Genomic DNA, 19,993 nt, shown 5'->3' with positions numbered 1-19,993 from the left:
AATTCGTCAGTGCCCAGGCCCCACGAGTGCCTGTTTGCTGTCGCTGAAATCACGAACCGGACGCCGGTCAAAACCGGACATTCGTAACAGGTGCCGACATGTTTCACGCAAGCAAGGTTCTAGAACCGGCTTTCCAGGAGCAGCCCCGATCTGTCTTCTGGCGGAGTCTGGTTGCGAACTACGCTGTCGATGAAGCCGGCTACCTCCGGGAGCTGATTGAGCTCGCTCAAAGCGATACGGCGGAAGACCGTGCCGTCACGGAAACCGCCACTGGGCTGATAGCCAAAGTGCGCGAGCAGGACGACGCCGTCCATATGATTGACGCACTGCTGCAGGAGTACAGTCTCGATACCGAGGAAGGCATCCTGCTGATGTGCCTCGCCGAAGCGCTGATGCGCATCCCCGACAAGTACACTGCGGATGCGCTGATTCATGACAAAATGTCCATGGCCGATTGGCAGAAGCACGTGGGACGCAGCGAATCGACACTGGTGAACGCCTCCACCTGGGGGCTTTTGTTGACCGGGCGCGTTGTGAAGATGGACAAGCGCCTGGATGGATCTCCTTCCAATGTGTGGCGACGTCTGGTCAAGCGCAGCGGGGAGCCGGTCATACGCAGTGCGATGTACCGGGCCATGGGCATCATGGGTAAGCAGTTTGTCCTTGGGCGGGATATTGATGAGGCGCTCAGGAATGCCCGGGACTATCGGGAGATGGGCTATACCTACTCCTTCGATATGCTGGGAGAAGCAGCGCTGACCGCTGAGGATGCTGCCCGCTACCTTAATGACTACATGAAGGCCATCGAGTCAGTGGGCGCAGACCCCGACGAGGGTCATCAAGGGCCCCGGCCCTCTATTTCCATCAAGCTCTCCGCCCTTCATCCTCGCTATGAATACGCCCAGGAGGAACGGGTTCTCAAGGAGCTGTATCGCACCGTCCGAGATCTCGTGACCTTTGCCCGCGAAAAGCATGTGGCGATCACGATTGATGCGGAAGAGATGGACCGCCTGGAAATCTCCCTCAAGCTGTTTGAAAAGGTTTTTACGTCCAGAGCGGCCAAAGGGTGGGGCGGCTTTGGACTGGTAGTCCAGGCCTACTCCAAGCGTGCCCTGCCAGCGTTGTGTTGGTTGACCAAGCTGGCCAAAGAGCAGGGTGACGAGATCCCGATCCGGTTGGTCAAAGGGGCTTACTGGGATACTGAGATCAAGATCTGTCAGCAACTGGGCCTGACAGGTTATCCGGTGTTTACCCGAAAGGAAGCAACAGACACGTCGTATCTGGCCTGCCTGCGTTACCTGTTGAGTGACTACACCGAGGGTGCCCTTTATCCCCAATTGGCCAGTCACAATGCCCATACCGTGGCTGCTGCGCTGGTGATGGCGAAGAATCGCAAGCGCAGGATTGAGTTCCAGCGCCTGCATGGCATGGGTGATGCGCTCTATAACAGCATCCTCAGGGATAACGACATTCCTGTGCGGATCTACGCGCCGGTTGGTGCCCACAAGGAGTTGCTGCCATACCTCGTCCGGCGCCTGTTGGAAAACGGCGCCAATTCGTCGTTTGTCCATCGCCTTGTGGACGCCGCAACACCGATCGAGGTGCTGGTCCAGAATCCTGTTCAGGAGTTGCTGAAACACGAGACCATGCCGAATGACCGCATCCCTGCACCGACGGACATCTACGGTCAGGAGCGCATCAATTCCCGGGGCCTGAACATCCAGGTTGCGGCGGATCTCGATCCCTTGCTCAGCGGTCTTGGTCAGTGGTCGGAACACAGCTGGACTGCCGGGCCCGTCATCGCCGGCATACGCCATACCGATGGCGAACGCGTCGAGGTGCGCTCGCCCTATGACAACGCCCGCTTGGTCGGCTCGGTCGTGCTCGCCAGCGAGCGGGATGCAGAGAAAGCGCTCGAGGCCGCCGAGGATGGCTTCGGGCCCTGGAATGCCCGTCCGGTGGCTGAGCGCGCCCAGTGCCTGCAGGTCTATGCGGACCTGCTTGAAAAGAACAGGGACGAACTTATTGCGATCTGTTGCCGCGAGGCGGGAAAAACCCTGCAGGACGGCATCGATGAAGTGCGCGAGGCCGTGGATTTCTGTCGCTACTATGCGATACAGGGGCGGGCGCGGTTCGGCGATGCCATTGCCATGCCGGGGCCAACCGGTGAGAGCAATGAGCTTTATATGGAAGGTCGCGGCGTCTTCCTGTGCATCAGCCCCTGGAATTTCCCACTGGCCATCTTTACGGGCCAGATTATGGCGGCCCTGGTAGCCGGCAATAGCGTCATTGCCAAACCGGCGGAGCAGACGAGTCTGGTGGCTGGTCGCGCTGTCGAGTTGATGCTTGAAGCCGGTATTCCAGCCGATGTGATTCAACTGTTACCCGGTGATGGCGCAAAACTTGGCGGCAAACTGACCCCGGACCCCAGAATTGCCGGAGTTGCCTTCACCGGATCTACTCAGGTGGCACGCCTGATCAACCGCACGCTGGCTCAGCGTGAGGGTGCCATTGTGCCGCTGATTGCCGAGACCGGCGGCCAGAACGCAATGATTGTGGATAGCAGCGCGCTGCCGGAGCAGGTGGTTCGCGACGTTCTCCATTCTGCCTTTGCCAGCGCCGGTCAGCGATGCTCTGCACTGCGGGTACTGTATCTGCAGGAAGAGGTTGCCGAGCACATTGAGGCAATGCTGGCCGGTGCCATGTTGGAGCTGTCCGTGGGCAGTCCCGAGAAATACAGCACGGATGTCGGCCCTGTGATCGACGCAGAGGCCCGGAAAGGGCTTCAGGAGCACCTGAACGAGCTTGAACAGTCGGCCCGTTTTATTGCCCGTTCGCCCGTGCCGCCCGAGTGTGCGGTGGGTCATTTTGTGCCGCCCTCGGCGTACGGTATTTCGCGCATGGGTGATCTGGAGACGGAGCATTTCGGACCGATCCTGCATGTAATCCGATACAGGGCAGAGCGGCTGGATGAGGTGATCGATGAGATCAACGGCGCAGGTTATGGGCTGACGCTTGGCATTCACAGCCGCAGCGAATCGACCGCCGCCTGGATCGAGCAACGGGTCAAGGTTGGCAACTGCTACATCAATCGGGACCAGATAGGCGCGGTGGTTGGCGTGCAGCCGTTCGGCGGCCGCGGGCTGTCGGGCACCGGTCCGAAGGCGGGCGGGCCGCACTACCTGCAGCGGTTCGCCACCGAGCGAACAAGAACCATCAACACCACCGCAGTGGGCGGGAATGCATCGCTGCTGTCACTAGGTATTGAAAAAGTTTAGGAATTACAAAAGTATAGCAACGGCATGGATGTCGTCTAAAATTCGGTTATCTGGCGTCTTCGGGCGGCAGGTTTCCGTCTCAGGGTTGTCCCTCTCATCCTGTCCGCAGGGTGCAGAAGGAGAGCCGTTCCAAAGCCAACAATAAACAACCCAGATAGCGCACGGGGAGAAAACCGAAATGATAGGAAACAGTGTTGGGATCAGTATTACGTTCCTGGCCTACATCCTGCTGATGCTTGGCGTCGGCTATGTAGCCTGGAAACGAACTTCTAATCTTTCCGATTACATCCTGGGCGGCCGTAGTCTTGGCCCCCTGCCATCTGCAATCAGTGCCGGCGCGTCCGACATGAGTGGTTGGCTTTTGCTGGGTCTGCCTGGTTACGCGTATGCGGCCGGTTACGAGGCCATCTGGATCGCCGTTGGCCTGCTGGCGGGTACCTGGCTGAACTGGCTGTTTGTGGCCAGCCGCCTGCGCACCTATTCGCTGTCCGCCGGCGACTCACTGACGTTGCCCTCGTACTTCGAAAATCGCTTCCACGACACCAGTCGTATCCTGCGTGTGGTGTGTGCCTTCTTCATTCTGATGTTCTTCCTGTTCTATACCAGCTCTGGTCTGGTCGCAGGGGGCAAACTGTTTGAAACGGTATTCGGTCTCGATTACACGGTGGCGGTGATTGTCGGCACCATCGCGGTGGTCTCGTACACCTTCTTTGGCGGCTTCCTGGCGGTGACCTGGACCGACGTCATTCAGGGCCTGCTGATGTTCGCAGCTCTGCTGCTGGTGCCGATCATGGCCATCAATGCCGATGGTGGTTGGGCGGCAACCACAGCTGCAATGGAAGCCAAGAACCCTGAATTCCTTGATGCCTTCACGGGCTCCGATGGCGCAGCGCTGGGCGTGCTCTCCATCCTGTCCTTGCTGGGTTGGGGTCTGGGTTACTTTGGTCAGCCGCACATTCTCGCGCGATTCAAGGCTATTCGTAGCGAAGACGACGTCCCGGCGGCACGCCGGATTGCGGTAATCTGGAGTGGTCTTGGCCTGCTAGGCGCACTGCTGTGCGGTTTTGCTGCCATCGGCTATTTCGAGACACCGCTGGATGACGGTGAGCGGGCCTTCATGCTTCTCGTTGATGCCCTGTTCCATCCGGTCATTGCGGGTATCCTGCTGGCGGCCATCCTGGCGGCCATCATGAGTACAGCTGACTCTCAGCTGCTGGTGTCCTCGTCCGCGCTGGCGGAAGACTTCTACAAGGCACTGTTCCGCAAGGACGCCTCGCAGGAAGAGCTGGTCTGGGTAGGGCGCTTTGCTGTCGTGGGTATCGCGATTATTGCCTGCATTCTGGGTCTCAACCCCGACAGCAAGGTCCTGGAACTGGTGTCCTATGCCTGGGCCGGCTTCGGTGCGGCCTTCGGTCCGGCACTGATACTGTCGCTGTTCTGGCGTGAAATGACCCGCAACGGTGCCATCGCCGGTATCATTGTGGGTGGCGCGACTGTCGTAATCTGGGGCAACATGTCCGGCGGTCTTCTCGACCTGTACGAGATTATTCCGGGCTTCCTCTTTGCCACCATTGCGATCGTTCTTGTCTCCAAGTTCGGTGACAAGCCGCACGCCGAGATCCTGGCTGGTTTCGATAAGGCCATCAAGGCCCGCTATCATAACCTGCCGTAAGGCGTTGCACTGAGTTCCGGGCAATCCCGGAACCCAGTTGCTGAACGAAGAGGGCTCCCGGAAGGGGGCCCTTTTTTTGTCCGCTGTCCCCCCCGTGGACACCTTGGTTATTACTGGAAGGCGTAGTCGAAAATGACCGATGTTGTGGCGTTGCTGGTTCTGGGCAGCCTTGCCGGGTTTATCAATGTGCTGTCTGCAGGTGGTTCCATGATTACGCTGCCGCTACTGATGTTTCTTGGACTTCCCCCCCAGGTTGCCAATGGCACCAATCGCGTGGCGATCACCCTGCAGAGCCTGATGGCTGTGGGCAGCTTCCACCGGATGGGGCATGGCAACCTGAGGGTCGGGATTCACCTGGCCATTCCGGCCGTTATCGGGGCGGTGCTGGGAGCCTGGATCGCGACCTGGGTACCGGATCAGGTTTTTGAGTGGGTGCTTGTCTCGGCGATGATTGGCGCCTCGGTATTCATGCTGTTGCCACAACCGAAGCTGGATACGCGGACACTGAGCCCGGAACGGCTGTCTCCCGCGATCTATGTGGCCATGTTTGTCATCGGTGTGTACGGCGGATTTATTCAGGTCGGGGTCGGAGTTCTCTTCATCGTGGTGCTGTACCACATGCTGAAGATAGATTTGCGCCAGGTTAACGTGCTGAAGGTTTCAATCATCCTGCCTTTCACCTTTGCGGCGCTGGTGGTCTTTGCCATCAATGACCAGGTGGACTGGACGGTGGGGCTCACATTGGCGGTGGGAAATGTCACCGGTGCGTTCATCGCGACCCGGGTGAACATGAGCGCCAGGGGCGCCAGGTGGGTAAAGGGAATGACGCTGATCATGGTGGCGGCGATCCTGATTCGGCTCGCGCTGTATTAGCCAGAAACAAAAAACGCCAGCCCAAGGGCTGGCGTTTTTCATGGGACTAGACCTTGAAGTTCTGAAGTTTACGCGACGTTCGCTTCAGAAGCCTTCTTGGTGTAGTTCTCCATCTGGTCGAAGTTGAGATACTTGTAGATCTCTTTCGACATGCTGTTCAGGTCCTTGGCGTACTCCATGTACTCCTGAGGAGAAGGGAGTTTGCCCAGAACCGCACCAACCGCAGCCAGTTCCGCAGAGGTCAGGTACACATTGGCACCATCGCCCAGACGATTCGGGAAGTTACGGGTGGAGGTGGACAGCACGGTGCTCTTGGCAGCTACGCGAGCCTGGTTACCCATGCAGAGCGAGCAGCCCGGCATCTCGGTACGAACGCCCGCAGTGCCGTAGGTGTTGAAGTAACCTTCTTCCATCAGCTGAGCCTGGTCCATCTTGGTGGGTGGTGACATCCACAGACGGGTCTTCAAGGGCTCTTTGTTCTGCTCCAGCAGCTTGCCAGCGGCGCGGAAGTGGCCGATGTTGGTCATGCAGGAACCGATGAACACTTCGTCGACCTTGTCGCCGGCGACTTCGGACAGGAACTTGGCGTCGTCCGGATCGTTCGGGCAGCATACAATCGGCTCTTTGATGTCAGCCAGATCGATTTCCACCACGTGGGCGTACTCGGCGTCTTTGTCCGCACGCATCAGCTTCGGATTGGCAATCCACTCTTCCATCTGCTTAGCACGACGTTCCAGGGTGCGTGGATCGCCGTAACCTTCGGCAATCATCCAGCGCAGCATGGTAATGTTGGAGCGCAGGTACTCGGCTACGGAGTCTTCAGACAGGTTGATGGTACAACCGGCCGCGGAGCGCTCGGCAGAAGCGTCGGACAGCTCGAACGCCTGCTCGACGGTCAGGTGCTCAAGGCCTTCGATTTCCAGGATGCGACCGGAGAACTCGTTGATCTTGCCTTTCTTCTCAACGGTCAGCATGCCTTGCTTGATGCCGTACAGCGGGATGGCGTGTACCAGGTCACGCAGGGTGATGCCCGGCTGCATTTCGCCCTTGAAGCGCACCAGAACGGATTCCGGCATATCCAGCGGCATAACACCGGTAGCAGCCGCAAACGCCACCAGGCCGGAACCGGCCGGGAAGGAGATGCCCATCGGGAAGCGGGTGTGGGAGTCACCACCGGTACCAACCGTGTCCGGCAGCAGCATGCGGTTCAGCCAGGAGTGGATGATGCCGTCACCCGGACGCAGGGCGACGCCGCCGCGAGTCTGGATGAAGTCCGGCATGGTGTGCTGCATTTCAACGTCGACCGGCTTCGGGTACGCGGCGGTGTGACAGAAAGACTGCATCACCAGGTCGGCCTGGAAGCCCAGACACGCCAGGTCTTTCAGCTCGTCACGGGTCATCGGACCGGTGGTATCCTGAGAGCCCACGGTGGTCATGTGCGGCTCGCAGTAAGTACCGGGCCGAACGCCTTTGCCTTCCTCCAGTCCACAGGCCTTGCCAACCATCTTCTGACCCAGAGTGAAGCCCTTGGTGCCGGCTTCCGGATCTTTCGGCAGGCGGAACAGATCGGTCGGACCCATGTCCAGTGCTGCCCGCGCCTTGGCTGTCAGGCCACGACCGATGATCAGCGGAATACGACCGCCGGCCTGAACTTCGTCCAGGATTACGTCGGACTTGAAACCGAACTCGGAGATGGTCTCGCCAGCCTCGTTCAGGATCTTGCCTTCGTAGGGGCGGATGTCGATGACGTCGCCCATGTTCAGGTCGTCGACCGGCGCTTCGAATACCAGGGCGCCCGCGTCTTCCATGGTGTTGAAGAAGATCGGAGCAACCTTGTTACCGATACAGACACCACCGGCTCGCTTGTTCGGTACGCCCGGGACGTCTTCACCGAAGAACCACAGAACGGAGTTGGTGGCAGATTTACGTGAGGAGCCGGTACCGACCACATCGCCAACGAAGGCGACGGGCAGACCCTTGGCCTTGATTTCGTCGATCTGGCTCATCGGGCCGGTAACGCCCGGCTCTTCCGGCTTCAGGCCGTCGCGTTCCATTTTATAGGCAGCGCGGGCGTGCAGCGGGATGTCCGGACGGGACCAGGCATCCGGGGCCGGAGACAGGTCGTCGGTGTTGGTCTCACCGGTCACCTTGAAGACCACCATCTTGGTGCTCTCGGGAACCTTCTTCTTGTTGGTGAACCACTCGGCGTTGGCCCAGGATTCAACAACGGCCTTGGCGACGGCGTTGCCGGCGTCCATCTTTTCCTTCACATCGTTGAAGGCATCGAACATCAGCAGGGTACGCTTGAGCTGCTCGCCGGCCAGTTCGGCCAGATCAGAATCGTCGAGAAGGTCAACCAGGGTCGCGATGTTGTAGCCACCCTGCATCATGCCCAGCAGCTGAACCGCTTTTTGCTTGTCCAGCAGGGGAGAGGAAGCTTCGCCTTTGACAATGGCAGTCAGGAAAGCTGCTTTCACGTAGGCGGCTTCGTCCACGCCCGGCGGAATGCGGTTTTCCAGGAGGTAAACCAGGGTTTCTTCCTCACCCGCAGGCGGGTTTTTCAGCAGTTCAACCAGAGCAGCGGTCTGCTCGGCGTTCAGGGGCTTGGGAGGAATACCCAGGGCTTCACGTTCGGCAACGTGTTCACGATAGGCTTCTAACACGATATGGACCCTCATCAGTTGGAATGTCCCGCGCCATTGGCTTCATGCCTGGCGGGAGTTTTATGGCGGAAAGGCCACGGGAGCCTCTGAATAACGCCTCAAGTCACCGGGCCGGGCATTGGGGGTTTATTCAGAGGCTCCCTAACTGGCGCTGCATTCTATAGGAAACCCCTTATAAAGTTAAGTTGGACAGAGGTCGGAGGTATCTGGTAAGTGCGTTATACTCCCGTCCGCCAATTCATCACCGTAGTAACGACATGAACGACGCCCTGCTAGAGATTCACGACTTTCTGCCGTGCCGTACCCCGCAACAATGGATTGAGAACGCCCTGGCCAACCAGGACCTGATGCTGATCGACCATGCCCATTGCGAGAAAAAGGCCGCCTCCACCGCCCTGAGCCTGATGTATCGGTACGTGGACAACACCGAGTTGCTAAACAAGATGTCCCGACTGGCACGGGAGGAACTGCGCCATTTCGAGCAGGTGCTGGCGATCATGAAAAAGCGCGGTGTGGACTACAGCCATCTGACCCCGGCCCGTTATGCCGCCGGGTTGCGGCAGGAAGTCAGGGCAGAAGATCCCGGGCGCCTCGTCGATGTACTGATCGTTGGTGCCATCATCGAGGCCCGGTCCTGTGAGCGGTTCGCAATTCTGGCGCCGCACCTGGATGACAAGCTGGGGGATTTCTACAATGGCCTTCTGAAATCCGAGGCCCGTCACTATCAGGACTACCTTGGCCTGGCGGAGCAGGCGAATGGCGGCCCGGTAACGGATCGGGTGCGACAGTTTTTGCAGATTGAACACGGGCTGATTACCGAGCCGGACACCGAATTCCGCTTCCACAGTGGTCCTGTGCACTGAGTCAGAGCTTCCGGCACAGCTCCATCCAGGCATCAATGCCGGCACTCCGGTATTTCTGCTTGTGCAGGATGAAGTAAAACTGGCGATCGAACTGCCGGTGCTCCGGAACTTTCAGAGGAACCAGACTGCCCCGCCGGAAGGCATCCTCGAGAACCACCTCGGACAGGCATCCGATTCCCAGATTGGTTTCCACCGCGCGTTTTATCGCTTCCGTGTGCTCCAGTTCCAGTAGCACGTTCAGATCAGACAGCAGGCCATGCATCCCGCGTTCGAAGCTTTGCCGTGTACCTGAGCCCTGTTCGCGCATGATCCAGGTTGCTTGACGTAAATCGTCATCGGTCAGTGACTGTTTTTCGGCCAGCGGGTGGCTGGGGGAGCAGAACACCACCAGCTCGTCGCCACGCCAGGGCAACACCTCCAGTTCGGAGGATTGCAGCTCGCCCTCGATCAGGCCGATGTCGAGTTCGAAATCCCGGACCCGGCGTGCAATCGTACTGGTGTTGGCAACTTCCAGGGATACCCGTGGGTGGGTCGGGGTGTTCATATATTGGGCCATCACGCCCACCGCCAGATAGTTTCCGATAGTGAGGGTGGCGCCGACTTTCAATGCGCCAACCTCAGTGTGCTTGCTGAACGCCTGCTCCAGTTCGTTGGCCTGGGCCAGCACCGCCTCCACCTTGGGGCGGTAGAGTCGGCCGAGTTCATTTAACTGAAGGCGTTTGCCCACACGATCGAACAGCTGGATGTCGAACTGGTTTTCCAGCTCCTTCAACGCACTGCTGGCGGCGGACTGGGACATGGCGAGGGATTCGGCGGCCCGGGTAATGTTCTGGAAGTGCGCAGCGGCGAGAAAAACCTCCAGCTGGCGAAAACTGTATTTCATAAGAAAACGCTCTAATCGACTCGCTCGAATAAGGTTATGAGAATATCCCATTTTCCCGATAGGTTAGTGGTGGGTTACACTTTGTGCAATTCAAAGTTGAAACATTCGCAGTAAAAAGCGATCCGAACAGGACGAGGTTTACATGAGCAACCTGATTAAAGAAACAGTGACCAGCGTACACCACTGGAACGATACCCTGTTCAGCTTCAAGACCAGCCGCGACCCGGGGTTCCGTTTCAAGAACGGCCATTTCGTGATGATTGGCCTGGAAACTGACGGCAAGCCTCTGATGCGCGCCTACAGTATTGCCAGTGCGAATTACGAGGAAGAGCTGGAGTTTTTCTCGATCAAGGTTCAGGACGGTCCGCTGACCTCGCGGCTTCAGAAAATTCAGGTTGGCGATGAAATCCTGGTCAGTCGGAAGCCCACCGGCACTCTGGTCCTCGACAACCTGTTGCCTGGCAAGAATCTGTGGCTGATCAGCACAGGCACAGGTCTTGCGCCGTTCATGAGCATCATCAAGGATCCCGAGGTGTACGAGGCGTTTGACAAGGTGATCCTTACCCACGGCGTCCGTTATGTCTCTGAGCTGGCTTATCAGAATGAGATCGAAGAGCTGCCGGAGAACGAGTTTTTCGGTGAAATGGTCAAAGGCAAGTTGGAGTACTACCCGACGGTGACGCGTGAGGACTTCCGCAATCAGGGCCGTCTGACCGATGCCATGGAAAATGGCAAGATTACCCGTGATCTCGGCCTCCCGGATTTCGATCTGGAGAACGACCGCTTCATGATCTGTGGCAGCCCCAGCATGCTCAAGGACACCTGTGCCATTCTCAACAAAATGGGCTTCAAGGAAGCGCGCGGTGGTGACATGGGCCATTTCGTGATTGAGCGGGCCTTCGTCGAGCAGTAACCCGCCCGACATTTCGATAAGGTGTTCACCGAGGAAACCCCGGAGCGAAAGCCCGGGGTTTTTCTTTGATGTATTTCCCGGCAGGGTCGCTATAGTCGTTGTATTGGCGAATCCGTTTGAAAGGGAATGATGTGGAAGGACTTAGAGTGAAACGGGTGGTGGTTGGTTTTGTCATCGCCCTGTTGGTTGGGACCGTGTTGGGCAGCGTGGTGCAGACGCAGTTCAACTTGCTCGCGCTCCAGGAGCTGGGAGTCGATATCGATCTGAGCACCCGGGTATCGACGACGATCCAGGATCTGCTGCATTTTGCGCCCCTCTACGCCGTGGTGTTCGGTTTCAGTTTTCTGGCATCCACTTTGATTACCGGCTTGATGCTGAAGCTGCTCGGATTCGGGGCCCGGGCTCCGTTTCACGCCCTTGGCGGTGGGGTTGGTCTTTGGGTAACGCTGACTGTGGTCAATGCGCTGGCACCGATGCCAACCCTGATTGCGGCAACCCGCACGCCGGACGGCCTGCTGGTCATGTTATTGACGGCGGCCTGTTCGGGCTGGCTGTTCGCCTGGCTGACGGCGGCGAACCGGCGGACCGACGCTGGCTACTCCGCCGGACCCACACTGGCGCTGGTGCTCGCTGCCGGCATGATATGGCCCGGATCAGACGCATTGGCGCAGACCCCGGGCGACTATAATGTGCAGGTTTATGCCGGTGGACTTGAACACCCCTGGTCCCTGGTGTTTCTCCCGGACGGTCGCGCCCTCGTGACCGAGCGCCCAGGGCGGTTGCAGCTGCTCTCCGAAGCTGGCGAAGTACAGCCAGAACCTGTGGCCGGTGTGCCCGAGGTCTTCAGTTCGGGGCAGGCCGGGCTATTTGACGTGGTGATCTCGCCAGACTTCTCTGATGATGGTCTGGTTTTTCTCTCCTATGCCTGCGGTTCGGCAGCGGCGAACCATTTGTGCGTGAGCCGTGGGCAGCTGATCCATGGTCGTCTCACCGCCGTTGCCGAGATCTTCAGGGCGATGCCGGCCAAAGAGGGCGACGCACACTACGGTGGGCGCATGGCCTGGCTACCGGATGGTTCGCTGATCGTGACTCTGGGAGATGGTTTCGACTACCGCGAGCAGGCCCAGAACCTCTCCAGTCACCTGGGCAGTATTGTTCGCCTCATGCCCGATGGCACAGTTCCTGACGACAATCCCTTTGTGGCAACCCCGGAAGCGCGTCCGGAGATCTATAGCTACGGGCATCGTAATGTTCAGGGCCTGGTTTACGATCCCGTCGAGCAATTATTGCTGATTCACGAGCACGGTCCCCGGGGGGGCGACGAAATCAACCTGATTGAGCCCGGTAACAATTACGGCTGGCCGGTGATCAGCTATGGCCTTGATTACACCGGCGCCATGGTGACCCCGTTCACCCGCCGTGCGAGCATGGAGCAGCCTCTGCTGCAGTGGACCCCATCGATCGCGCCCTCCGGAATGGCCCGTTACCGGGGCGCGCTTTTCCCGCACTGGCAGGGCGATCTGCTGGTGGGCGCGCTGGCCGACCGGAGCGTGCACCGGGTCGAGTTGAGGGATGGTCAGGCGCGCGACGAGGAAACGTTGTTCAAAGAGCTGGGCGCGAGGATCCGGGACGTGGTCACTGGCCCGGACGGGGCCGTCTACCTGCTGACGGATAGCCCGCAGGGACAGATCCTCCGAGTGACACCGGCGCGCTGATCGTGCCCGGTGGTCGACAAGGCATACCAACGTCGCAATTCCTGGCATTCCGAGGATACTCCGGATCGGTGTATAGTGGCGGGTTTTCGCAATAGGAAAATCCTATGTTTCAACTGGAAATTGAGCCCCGTTTCAGCGACACCGATGCCCTGGGGCACATCAGCAACACTGCGCTGCCCATCTGGTTCGAACAGGCGCGAACGCCGGTTTTCAAGATATTTCACCCCAGCCTCGATGTGAAAGCCTGGCCGCTGATCATTGCCCGGCTCGAGATCGACCTGTTGGCCCAGAGTTACTGGCATATGCCGGTGCTGATCCGCACCGGCATCGGCAAGATCGGCAATTCGTCCTTTCATGTAGTTCAGGAGGCCTGGCAGAACGGCAAGCCGATTGCCCGCGGCACGGCGGTGCTTATCCACTTCGATTACGACAGCGAGAAAGCCTTGCCGATTCCGGACCCAATCCGCGAGAAACTGTCCGAGCATCTGATCGACTGATTCGATCGACTCAGTCCTTGGTCGGGGTCAGGCTGCTGCCCCGGCCTTGGCAGCACGAAGTTCGGCCAGCAGCTCATCGCCCGGCCACCGCCGACGGGTGTTCTCACACTCATGCACCAGTTCGGTCAGGCGCCTGTTCACCGGTGCCGAGCTATGCATGGATTCGGCCAGTCTCACCACTTCGCCGTTGATCCAGTCCACCTCGGTGGCTCGGCCGGCCTCCAGATCCTCCCACATCGAGGAGCGGGCGATCGGGTCTATGGCCAGCATGCGACTGGCCAGATGCTTGAACAGCCAGTCCGGAAGACTCATCACAACGGGCACCAGGCGCATGGGAATGGCCGTGAGCTGGACCGTTTCTATGCCTGCCTTCTGCATCAGCTCCAGGGTTTCACGCTGCGCCGCCGCCAGGCAGCGTCGATAGGAACGGTCGGACAACTCTTCCAGCAATGGTACATTGGAGAGCGCGTTGATCGGGTTGTTCAGGTTAAGCAACAACTTGGACCACATGACCGATGTCATGTCATCGCGCAGCTCAAGTGGCAGGCCGCATTGTTCGAACAAGGGCAGAAAGGCACCAAGGCTGTCATCGTGGGCCGCCATCAGATGGCCTTCGGTGCCATGGTGAAAGTGTCCCGGGCTTTTCTGGACGACGTTGAACGGAATCATGCCGGCGCACACCCGGGCATCGGGGAGGTGCCTGCGAATTTCCTCCGCATTGGAAATACCGTTTTGCAGACTGACCACCGGGGTGCCGGGTCTGAGGTATTTGGCGAGAGATTTTGCTGCATCGGCGGTAGCTGCCGATTTTACTGTGATCAGGACAAGATCGGCGTTGGCGGCTTGCGCGGCATCTTCTGTGAACTGCTCGGGAGTGAGCACGGTCTCGAACGCGAACCCCTCGAAATCCGTCAGTACCAGCGGGTGATCGGTCAGGGTCTGACGCATGCGAGACCGGCCAATCATAACCACCTCGGCGCCTCCGGAAATCAACCGGCCGCCTATATAACACCCAACACTGCCGGCCCCGAATACTGCAATGCGAAGTCTTGAGGAATCGGGAGAAGATGCAGCTCTTATCATGACAGATCCGTTAATTTTGCGACGACAAAGTGAAGACTGTCTGCAGTGTCAAGCTAAGTCAATCCGGTTTATTTCCATTTCGTAAGCCAAACTTCGCCCCCGGCAGGCTGGGTCTGTTCCATACTAAGACGTTCGAATTTCGATCGGGAGCCTGTTTCGATTGCTCCCGGCTGGTGCAGATGAAGAGGTGTTTTCGTGGCAGTGGCAATGAGAGTGTGTTTTTTCGCAATTGCGATTCTGATACTGGGTGGTTGCGATACGCCGGAGAAGGCGACCGATCAGCCGGCTGCGATGCAGGCCGATGCTGAGGCTGAATCCGACGAGCCGGATATTTCGATAACGCTTGAAGCGGCCCAGATGGACTGGGTCGGCGCACAGATATTTCGCAACGAATGTGCGGGCCAGTTCGACTGCCTGGTGCACTGGAACGAGGGGGAAAAATTCCCGTCATTGGGTATCGGCCATTTCATCTGGTACCCCGAGGGCATCGAGGGCCGGTTTGTTGAGAGTTTTCCCGCGTTGATTCAGTACATGAAGCAGCGTCAGGCGTCCGTGCCGGAGTGGTTGCGGGAACTCGAACCGTTTGACGCACCCTGGCCGGACCGCGAGGCGTTTTTGGCCGGCCAGGATTCGGTCGAAGTGGCGGAACTGCGGGAATTCCTTGCGGGCACCCAGGGGCTGCAGGCAGAGTTCATTGTCCGGCGAGCCAGGCAGTCACTGAACGATGTTGTTGCAGCGGCGCCCAAGGGGCAGCGTGAAGCCGTGCAGAGTCGTCTCAAGGCATTAACCGCTACACCCGGCGGAATCTATGCTTTGATGGATTACGTCAATTTCAAAGGTGAAGGCCTGTCCCAGACAGAACGCTACAAGGGGCAGGGGTGGGGGCTGCTCCAGGTTCTGCTTGCCATGGAAAGGGAGGCCGGTGGACAGTCCACCCTGGCGAGTTTCCGGGAAGCTGCCGGATATGTGTTGAAGCGCCGGGCGGAAAATGCCGAAAATCCCATTGAGAGAGAACGGTGGCTCAACGGCTGGTTAAAGCGCCTGGAGACCTATAAAGAGCCGGCAGAAATGAAGGCGGCCACATAAAATTTCGTAAAAACTAGTTGAAATCTCGAACTTTGTTCTACTTTGTAAGGGTACGGTCCGTTAATCTTGCCTCGGAATAGGGCGTAGAGTCCGGTCGCCTGCACAATATCGGTGCCGGTTTGACTTTTATCGCCGGTCGCGGCAAGAATAAAGGCTGGAAAATTGAAAATAAGTACAATTAATCAATAAGTTAGCTTGCATGGCTCACAATTTGCTGAAAACCATCGCGAAGCAACCAACCGAAGTTCGGAGATCCGATAATGAAAAAGACGAAATCGATTGCCCTGGGAATGGCACTGGCTGTGGGCGCTTTCACGGCCACCGGTGCAATGGCTGCAACGACGCTGGAAAATGTGAAGGATAAAGGTCATCTACAGTGTGGTGTTACCAGCGGTCTGCCCGGGTTCTCCCAGCCTGATGAGAATGGTAACTGGACCGGTATCGACGTTGATACCTGTCGCGCCGTTGCCACTGCCATCTTTGGCGATCCCAAGGCCGTAGAATTCACTCCACTGACCGCAAAAGAGCGGTTCACTGCTCTTCAATCGGGCGAGATCGACATGCTGTCCCGGAACACAACCTGGACGCTCACCCGTGATGCCTCCCTGGGTCTGAATTTCGCGGGCGTTAACTACTACGACGGTCAGGGCTTCCTGATCAACAAGGGTATTGGCGTGGATGATGCCACCCAGCTGGATGGCGCTACTATCTGTATTCAGTCCGGTACCACCACTGAGCTGAACCTGTCCGATTATTTCCGTGCGAAGGGCATGGAGTTCAAGCCGATCGTGTTCGATACCTCCGAGCAAACCGTTCAGGGCTTTGCCGCCGGTCGTTGTGACGTGCTGACATCCGACCGTTCACAGCTGGCAGCGCTGCGCTCCAAGCTGTCCGATCCGAGTTCCGCGAAGATCCTGCCGAACACTATTTCCAAGGAGCCGCTGGGTCCTGTTGTTCGCCAGGGTGACGACCAGTGGTTCAATATCGTGAAGTGGGTGCTGTCGGCTCAGATCAACGCCGAGGAACTGGGTGTAACCAGTGAAAACGTCGACGAGATGCTGAAATCTGACAACCCCAACATCCAGCGCCTGCTCGGTGAAGATGGCGATATGGGGGCCAAGCTAGGCCTGCAGCATGATTTCGGCTACGAGGTCATCAAGCACGTTGGTAACTACGGCGAGATGTATGACCGTAACGTTGGTCCGGACACCCCGCTGGGTCTCGATCGAGGCATCAACGCGCTCTGGACTGAAGGCGGCATCCTGTATGCGCCACCGGTACGGTAAAACCTGAAAGCGCACGCGGGCGCCCTTCACGGGGCGCCCGCTGTTATCTCTGATGACGTTAACTGCAGGGAAGCTTTCCGGGAAACTGCATGAAAAAACAAACCATTGATTCAAGACCCGCGGGACCAAAACCCTGGTACGACCCTCGGGTACGTTCGATTTTCTTCCAGGTTGTCGCCATAGCGCTGGTTTTCTGGGGTGGCTGGACCCTGGTCGACAACACACTCTCGAACATGGAGAGCCGCGGTATCAGCACCGGTTTCGGATTCCTTGAGGAGTCGGCCGGTTTTGGCATCATAATGCACCTCGTGCCATACGATGCGACCATGTCCTACGGGCGAACCTTCTGGGTAGGTCTCACCAACACCCTCCTCGTTTCTGCCATGGGTATTGTGGCAGCAACAATTCTAGGGTTCGTGTTGGGTGTGGCGCGCCTGTCGAGCAACTGGCTGGTTGCCAAAATCTCGCTCGTCTACATCGAAGTCATTCGTAATATTCCATTGCTGCTCCAGATATTCTTCTGGTATTTCGCGGTCCTGAGCAACTTGCCATCCCCCCGACAAAGCGTCGATGTGGGCGGTACCATGTTCCTCAACAACCGTGGTCTATACCTGCCTGAGCCGCTAACCCAGGACGGGTTCGGACTGGTTTGGGGCAGTATCCTGGTGGCGATTGCCGCCGTAGTGGGGCTCCGGATCTGGGCTAAGAGGCGACAGCTCGCGACGGGGCAGATCTTTCCAACGTTCAAGGTCGGTGTCGCTGTTCTGATTCTTCTGCCGGTTATTTCCTATTTCGTCGCGGGTCGCCCGCTGGAGTGGGATATTCCTGCGCTCAGGGGCTTCAACTTCGGCGGTGGTATCACCATCATTCCCGAGCTGGCGGCGCTGTGGATCGCTTTGTCCCTCTACACAGCCAGTTTCATTGCTGAGATTGTTCGCTCCGGCATCCTGTCGGTCAGCAAGGGCCAGACTGAGGCATCCAAGGCTCTCGGCCTTCCGAACAGTCTGACCCTGAGGCTGGTGGTGATTCCCCAGGCCATGCGGGTCATCATTCCACCGCTGACCAGCCAGTATCTGAATCTGGTCAAGAACTCCTCGCTTGCAACCGCAATCGGTTATCCGGATCTGGTTGCTGTCTTCATGGGCACGACCCTGAATCAGACAGGGCAGGCAGTGGAGGTCGTGGCCATCACCATGGCGGTCTACCTCACTATCAGTCTGCTGATCTCCCTGTTCATGAACATCTATAACCGGGCCGTGGCGATTAAGGAGCGATGATGACTGAGTCAACGATGAAACCACCGAAAAAAGCGCTCAGTCCGGTCAACTGGATGCGTCAGCATCTGTTCTCCACCTGGTACAACGCTCTGCTGACCGTCGTGGTCGGTTACCTGATTGTTACCAGCGTGGGGCCGTTGCTGAACTGGGTTCTGTTCGATGCCAGCTTCCAGGGCACTGATCCCAGTGACTGTTCCGGAGCGGGTGCCTGCTGGCTGTTTATTAACCAGCGTCTGAACTTCTTTATCTATGGGTTCTACCCGGATGATCTTCAGTGGCGCGTGGACGTCATGTTCCTGCTGCTTGCCGTGTCTTTTGTTCCGCAGTTCATCGAGCGTTTCCCGGGGCGGAAGTGGCTTGGCATCTTCGGTATGACCGGACTGCCATTGGTTGGTTTTTTCCTCATTCCCGGCGGGACGTTCGGCCTTGAACAGGTGGAGAGCACCAAGTGGGGCGGGCTGATGCTGACGCTGATCCTGGCTTACATCGGGATTATCGCGTCGTTGCCAATAGGTACTCTGTTGGCGCTTGGGCGCCGTTCCGAAATGCCGATTATTCGAGGGCTCTGTGTCGTCTTCATTGAAGTGTGGCGGGCGGTGCCGTTGATTACGGTTCTGTTCATGGCCTCGGTCATGCTGCCACTGTTCCTGCCTGACGGCATGAACTTCGAGAAGCTGGCACGGGCACTGATTGGTATCACGCTCTGGCAATCCGCCTACATGGCGGAAGTTATCCGTGGTGGTTTACAGGCCATTCCGCGGGGCCAATACGAGGCGGCGGATGCGCTCGGGCTTGGCTACTGGCGCAAAATGGGGCTGATTGTTCTGCCGCAGGCGCTCAAACTGGTCATTCCAGGTATCGTGAACACGTTTATTGCCCTGTTCAAGGACACGACGCTGGTCCTGATCATCGGTCTGTTCGACATTCTCGGAACAGTCCAGTCAACCGTGACAGACCCGGCCTGGCAAAACGTTGCTATCGAGGGCTATGTTTTCGTGGCCTTCTGTTTCTGGGTTTTCTGCTTCGGTATCTCGCGGTACAGCCAGAATCTCGAACGCAAACTCGACACCGGTCATAAAACCTGATGGGTAATCCAATGACAGAACAATCCCAAACTCCTGAAACACAGCCTTCCGCCCAAGGCGCGGAAGGTAAGAAGCCGGACATTATCCGGGTTGAAGCCATGCACAAGTGGTACGGTGATTTTCATGTCCTCAAGGATCTGAACCTGACCGTCAGGCAGGGCGAGCGCATCGTAATCTGTGGGCCATCCGGTTCCGGTAAATCCACCTTTATCCGGTGCATCAATCGCCTGGAAGAGCACCAGCAGGGCAGCATCATCGTTGATGATGTGGAATTGACAGACGACATACGGCACATCGATACCGTCCGCCGGGAAGTGGGTATGGTGTTCCAGCATTTCAATCTGTTCCCGCATCTGACTGTGCTGGAAAACTGCTGCCTGTCTCCGATCTGGGTACGCAAAATTCCGCGCAAGGAAGCGGAAGCCACGGCGATGGAATACCTGGAACGGGTGAAGATCCCGGATCAGGCTAACAAGTTCCCAGGCCAGCTCTCCGGTGGTCAGCAGCAGCGTGTTGCCATTGCTCGGGCGTTGTGCATGAAGCCGAAGATCATGCTGTTCGACGAGCCGACATCCGCGCTTGATCCCGAAATGATCAAGGAAGTGCTGGACGTTATGATCGAACTGGCGGGCAGTGGCATGACCATGATCTGCGTCACCCACGAAATGGGCTTCGCCAAGACCGTGGCGGACCGGGTGATTTTCATGGATGGAGGCGAGATCGTGGAGGAGGCGCCTCCCCACGAGTTTTTCACCAATCCGCAGGAAGCACGGACGCAAAAATTCCTCAAACAGATCCTGGCGCATTAGAGTCGGAGCA

At 58.0% G+C, this 19,993-nt stretch carries 15 protein-coding genes; 12 read left to right on the top strand and 3 right to left on the bottom strand.

What is annotated here, in order from left to right; translation table 11 throughout:
* The first annotated feature begins 98 nt into the window (after positions 1–98).
* The 3 genes from putA to KZO34_RS02985 all read left to right on the top strand — a co-directional run bounded on the left by putA (position 99) and on the right by KZO34_RS02985 (position 5,823).
* Positions 99–3,278 (top strand): bifunctional proline dehydrogenase/L-glutamate gamma-semialdehyde dehydrogenase PutA, encoded by a 3,180-nt coding sequence (gene putA, locus KZO34_RS02995; RefSeq protein ID WP_219473240.1) that lies wholly within the window; start codon positions 99–101, stop codon positions 3,276–3,278.
* Between the two features lie 181 nt (positions 3,279–3,459).
* Complete coding sequence (gene putP, locus KZO34_RS02990; protein ID WP_374706523.1) at positions 3,460–4,950, top strand: sodium/proline symporter PutP; 1,491 nt, start codon at positions 3,460–3,462, stop codon at positions 4,948–4,950.
* Positions 4,951–5,082: 132 nt separating this feature from the next.
* Positions 5,083–5,823, top strand: coding sequence for a sulfite exporter TauE/SafE family protein (locus tag KZO34_RS02985; RefSeq protein ID WP_219473237.1), 741 nt, complete (start codon positions 5,083–5,085; stop codon positions 5,821–5,823).
* A gap of 68 nt (positions 5,824–5,891) precedes the next feature.
* Here the strand turns inward: KZO34_RS02985 and KZO34_RS02980 are convergent, their stop codons facing one another.
* Entirely contained in the window at positions 5,892–8,486 is a 2,595-nt protein-coding gene (locus tag KZO34_RS02980) for a bifunctional aconitate hydratase 2/2-methylisocitrate dehydratase (RefSeq protein ID WP_219477132.1), read from the bottom strand.
* A 257-nt stretch (positions 8,487–8,743) separates the two neighbouring features.
* Here KZO34_RS02980 and KZO34_RS02975 point away from each other — a divergent pair, with 257 nt between their 5' ends.
* The gene (locus tag KZO34_RS02975) at positions 8,744–9,349 is read left to right on the top strand and encodes a MiaE family protein (RefSeq protein WP_219473236.1); all 606 of its coding nucleotides are present in this window, start codon (positions 8,744–8,746) and stop codon (positions 9,347–9,349) included.
* A gap of 1 nt (position 9,350) precedes the next feature.
* On the opposite strand, the gene KZO34_RS02970 is transcribed toward KZO34_RS02975, so the two are convergent.
* Entirely contained in the window at positions 9,351–10,232 is an 882-nt protein-coding gene (locus tag KZO34_RS02970) for a LysR family transcriptional regulator (RefSeq protein ID WP_219473234.1), read from the bottom strand.
* A 142-nt stretch (positions 10,233–10,374) separates the two neighbouring features.
* On the opposite strand from KZO34_RS02970, the gene KZO34_RS02965 reads away from it, so the two are divergent.
* The 3 genes from KZO34_RS02965 to KZO34_RS02955 all read left to right on the top strand — a co-directional run bounded on the left by KZO34_RS02965 (position 10,375) and on the right by KZO34_RS02955 (position 13,357).
* On the top strand, positions 10,375–11,145 hold the full coding sequence (locus KZO34_RS02965; RefSeq protein ID WP_219473232.1) for a ferredoxin--NADP reductase: 771 nt from the start codon (positions 10,375–10,377) through the stop codon (positions 11,143–11,145).
* Positions 11,146–11,276: 131 nt separating this feature from the next.
* Positions 11,277–12,860, top strand: a complete 1,584-nt coding sequence (locus KZO34_RS02960) for a PQQ-dependent sugar dehydrogenase (protein ID WP_308318763.1) — start codon at positions 11,277–11,279, stop codon at positions 12,858–12,860.
* A 104-nt stretch (positions 12,861–12,964) separates the two neighbouring features.
* Positions 12,965–13,357, top strand: a complete 393-nt coding sequence (locus KZO34_RS02955; RefSeq protein ID WP_219473231.1) for an acyl-CoA thioesterase — start codon at positions 12,965–12,967, stop codon at positions 13,355–13,357.
* A 27-nt stretch (positions 13,358–13,384) separates the two neighbouring features.
* On the opposite strand, the gene KZO34_RS02950 is transcribed toward KZO34_RS02955, so the two are convergent.
* On the bottom strand, positions 13,385–14,440 hold the full coding sequence (locus KZO34_RS02950) for a 2-dehydropantoate 2-reductase (protein WP_219473229.1): 1,056 nt from the start codon (positions 14,438–14,440) through the stop codon (positions 13,385–13,387).
* 195 nt (positions 14,441–14,635) lie between these two features.
* Between KZO34_RS02950 and KZO34_RS02945 the strand changes: the two genes are divergently transcribed.
* The 5 genes from KZO34_RS02945 (at position 14,636) to KZO34_RS02925 (ending at position 19,983) form a co-directional block, all read left to right on the top strand.
* On the top strand, positions 14,636–15,526 hold the full coding sequence (locus KZO34_RS02945; protein ID WP_374706514.1) for a hypothetical protein: 891 nt from the start codon (positions 14,636–14,638) through the stop codon (positions 15,524–15,526).
* Positions 15,527–15,786: 260 nt separating this feature from the next.
* On the top strand, positions 15,787–16,812 hold the full coding sequence (locus KZO34_RS02940) for an amino acid ABC transporter substrate-binding protein (protein WP_219473227.1): 1,026 nt from the start codon (positions 15,787–15,789) through the stop codon (positions 16,810–16,812).
* A gap of 89 nt (positions 16,813–16,901) precedes the next feature.
* Complete coding sequence (locus KZO34_RS02935) at positions 16,902–18,089, top strand: amino acid ABC transporter permease (protein ID WP_219473225.1); 1,188 nt, start codon at positions 16,902–16,904, stop codon at positions 18,087–18,089.
* Complete coding sequence (locus tag KZO34_RS02930; RefSeq protein ID WP_219473223.1) at positions 18,089–19,174, top strand: amino acid ABC transporter permease; 1,086 nt, start codon at positions 18,089–18,091, stop codon at positions 19,172–19,174. The genes KZO34_RS02935 and KZO34_RS02930 overlap by 1 nt, the downstream gene beginning before the upstream one ends.
* An 11-nt stretch (positions 19,175–19,185) precedes the next feature.
* Complete coding sequence (locus KZO34_RS02925) at positions 19,186–19,983, top strand: amino acid ABC transporter ATP-binding protein (protein WP_308318761.1); 798 nt, start codon at positions 19,186–19,188, stop codon at positions 19,981–19,983.
* The last annotated feature ends 10 nt before the right edge of the window (positions 19,984–19,993 follow it).

Source organism: Marinobacter sp. F4206 (assembly GCF_019392195.1).
GTDB lineage: Bacteria > Pseudomonadota > Gammaproteobacteria > Pseudomonadales > Oleiphilaceae > Marinobacter.
Note: the sequence above shows the minus strand (reverse complement) of the source record. Positions and strands in the feature narration are given on the sequence as shown.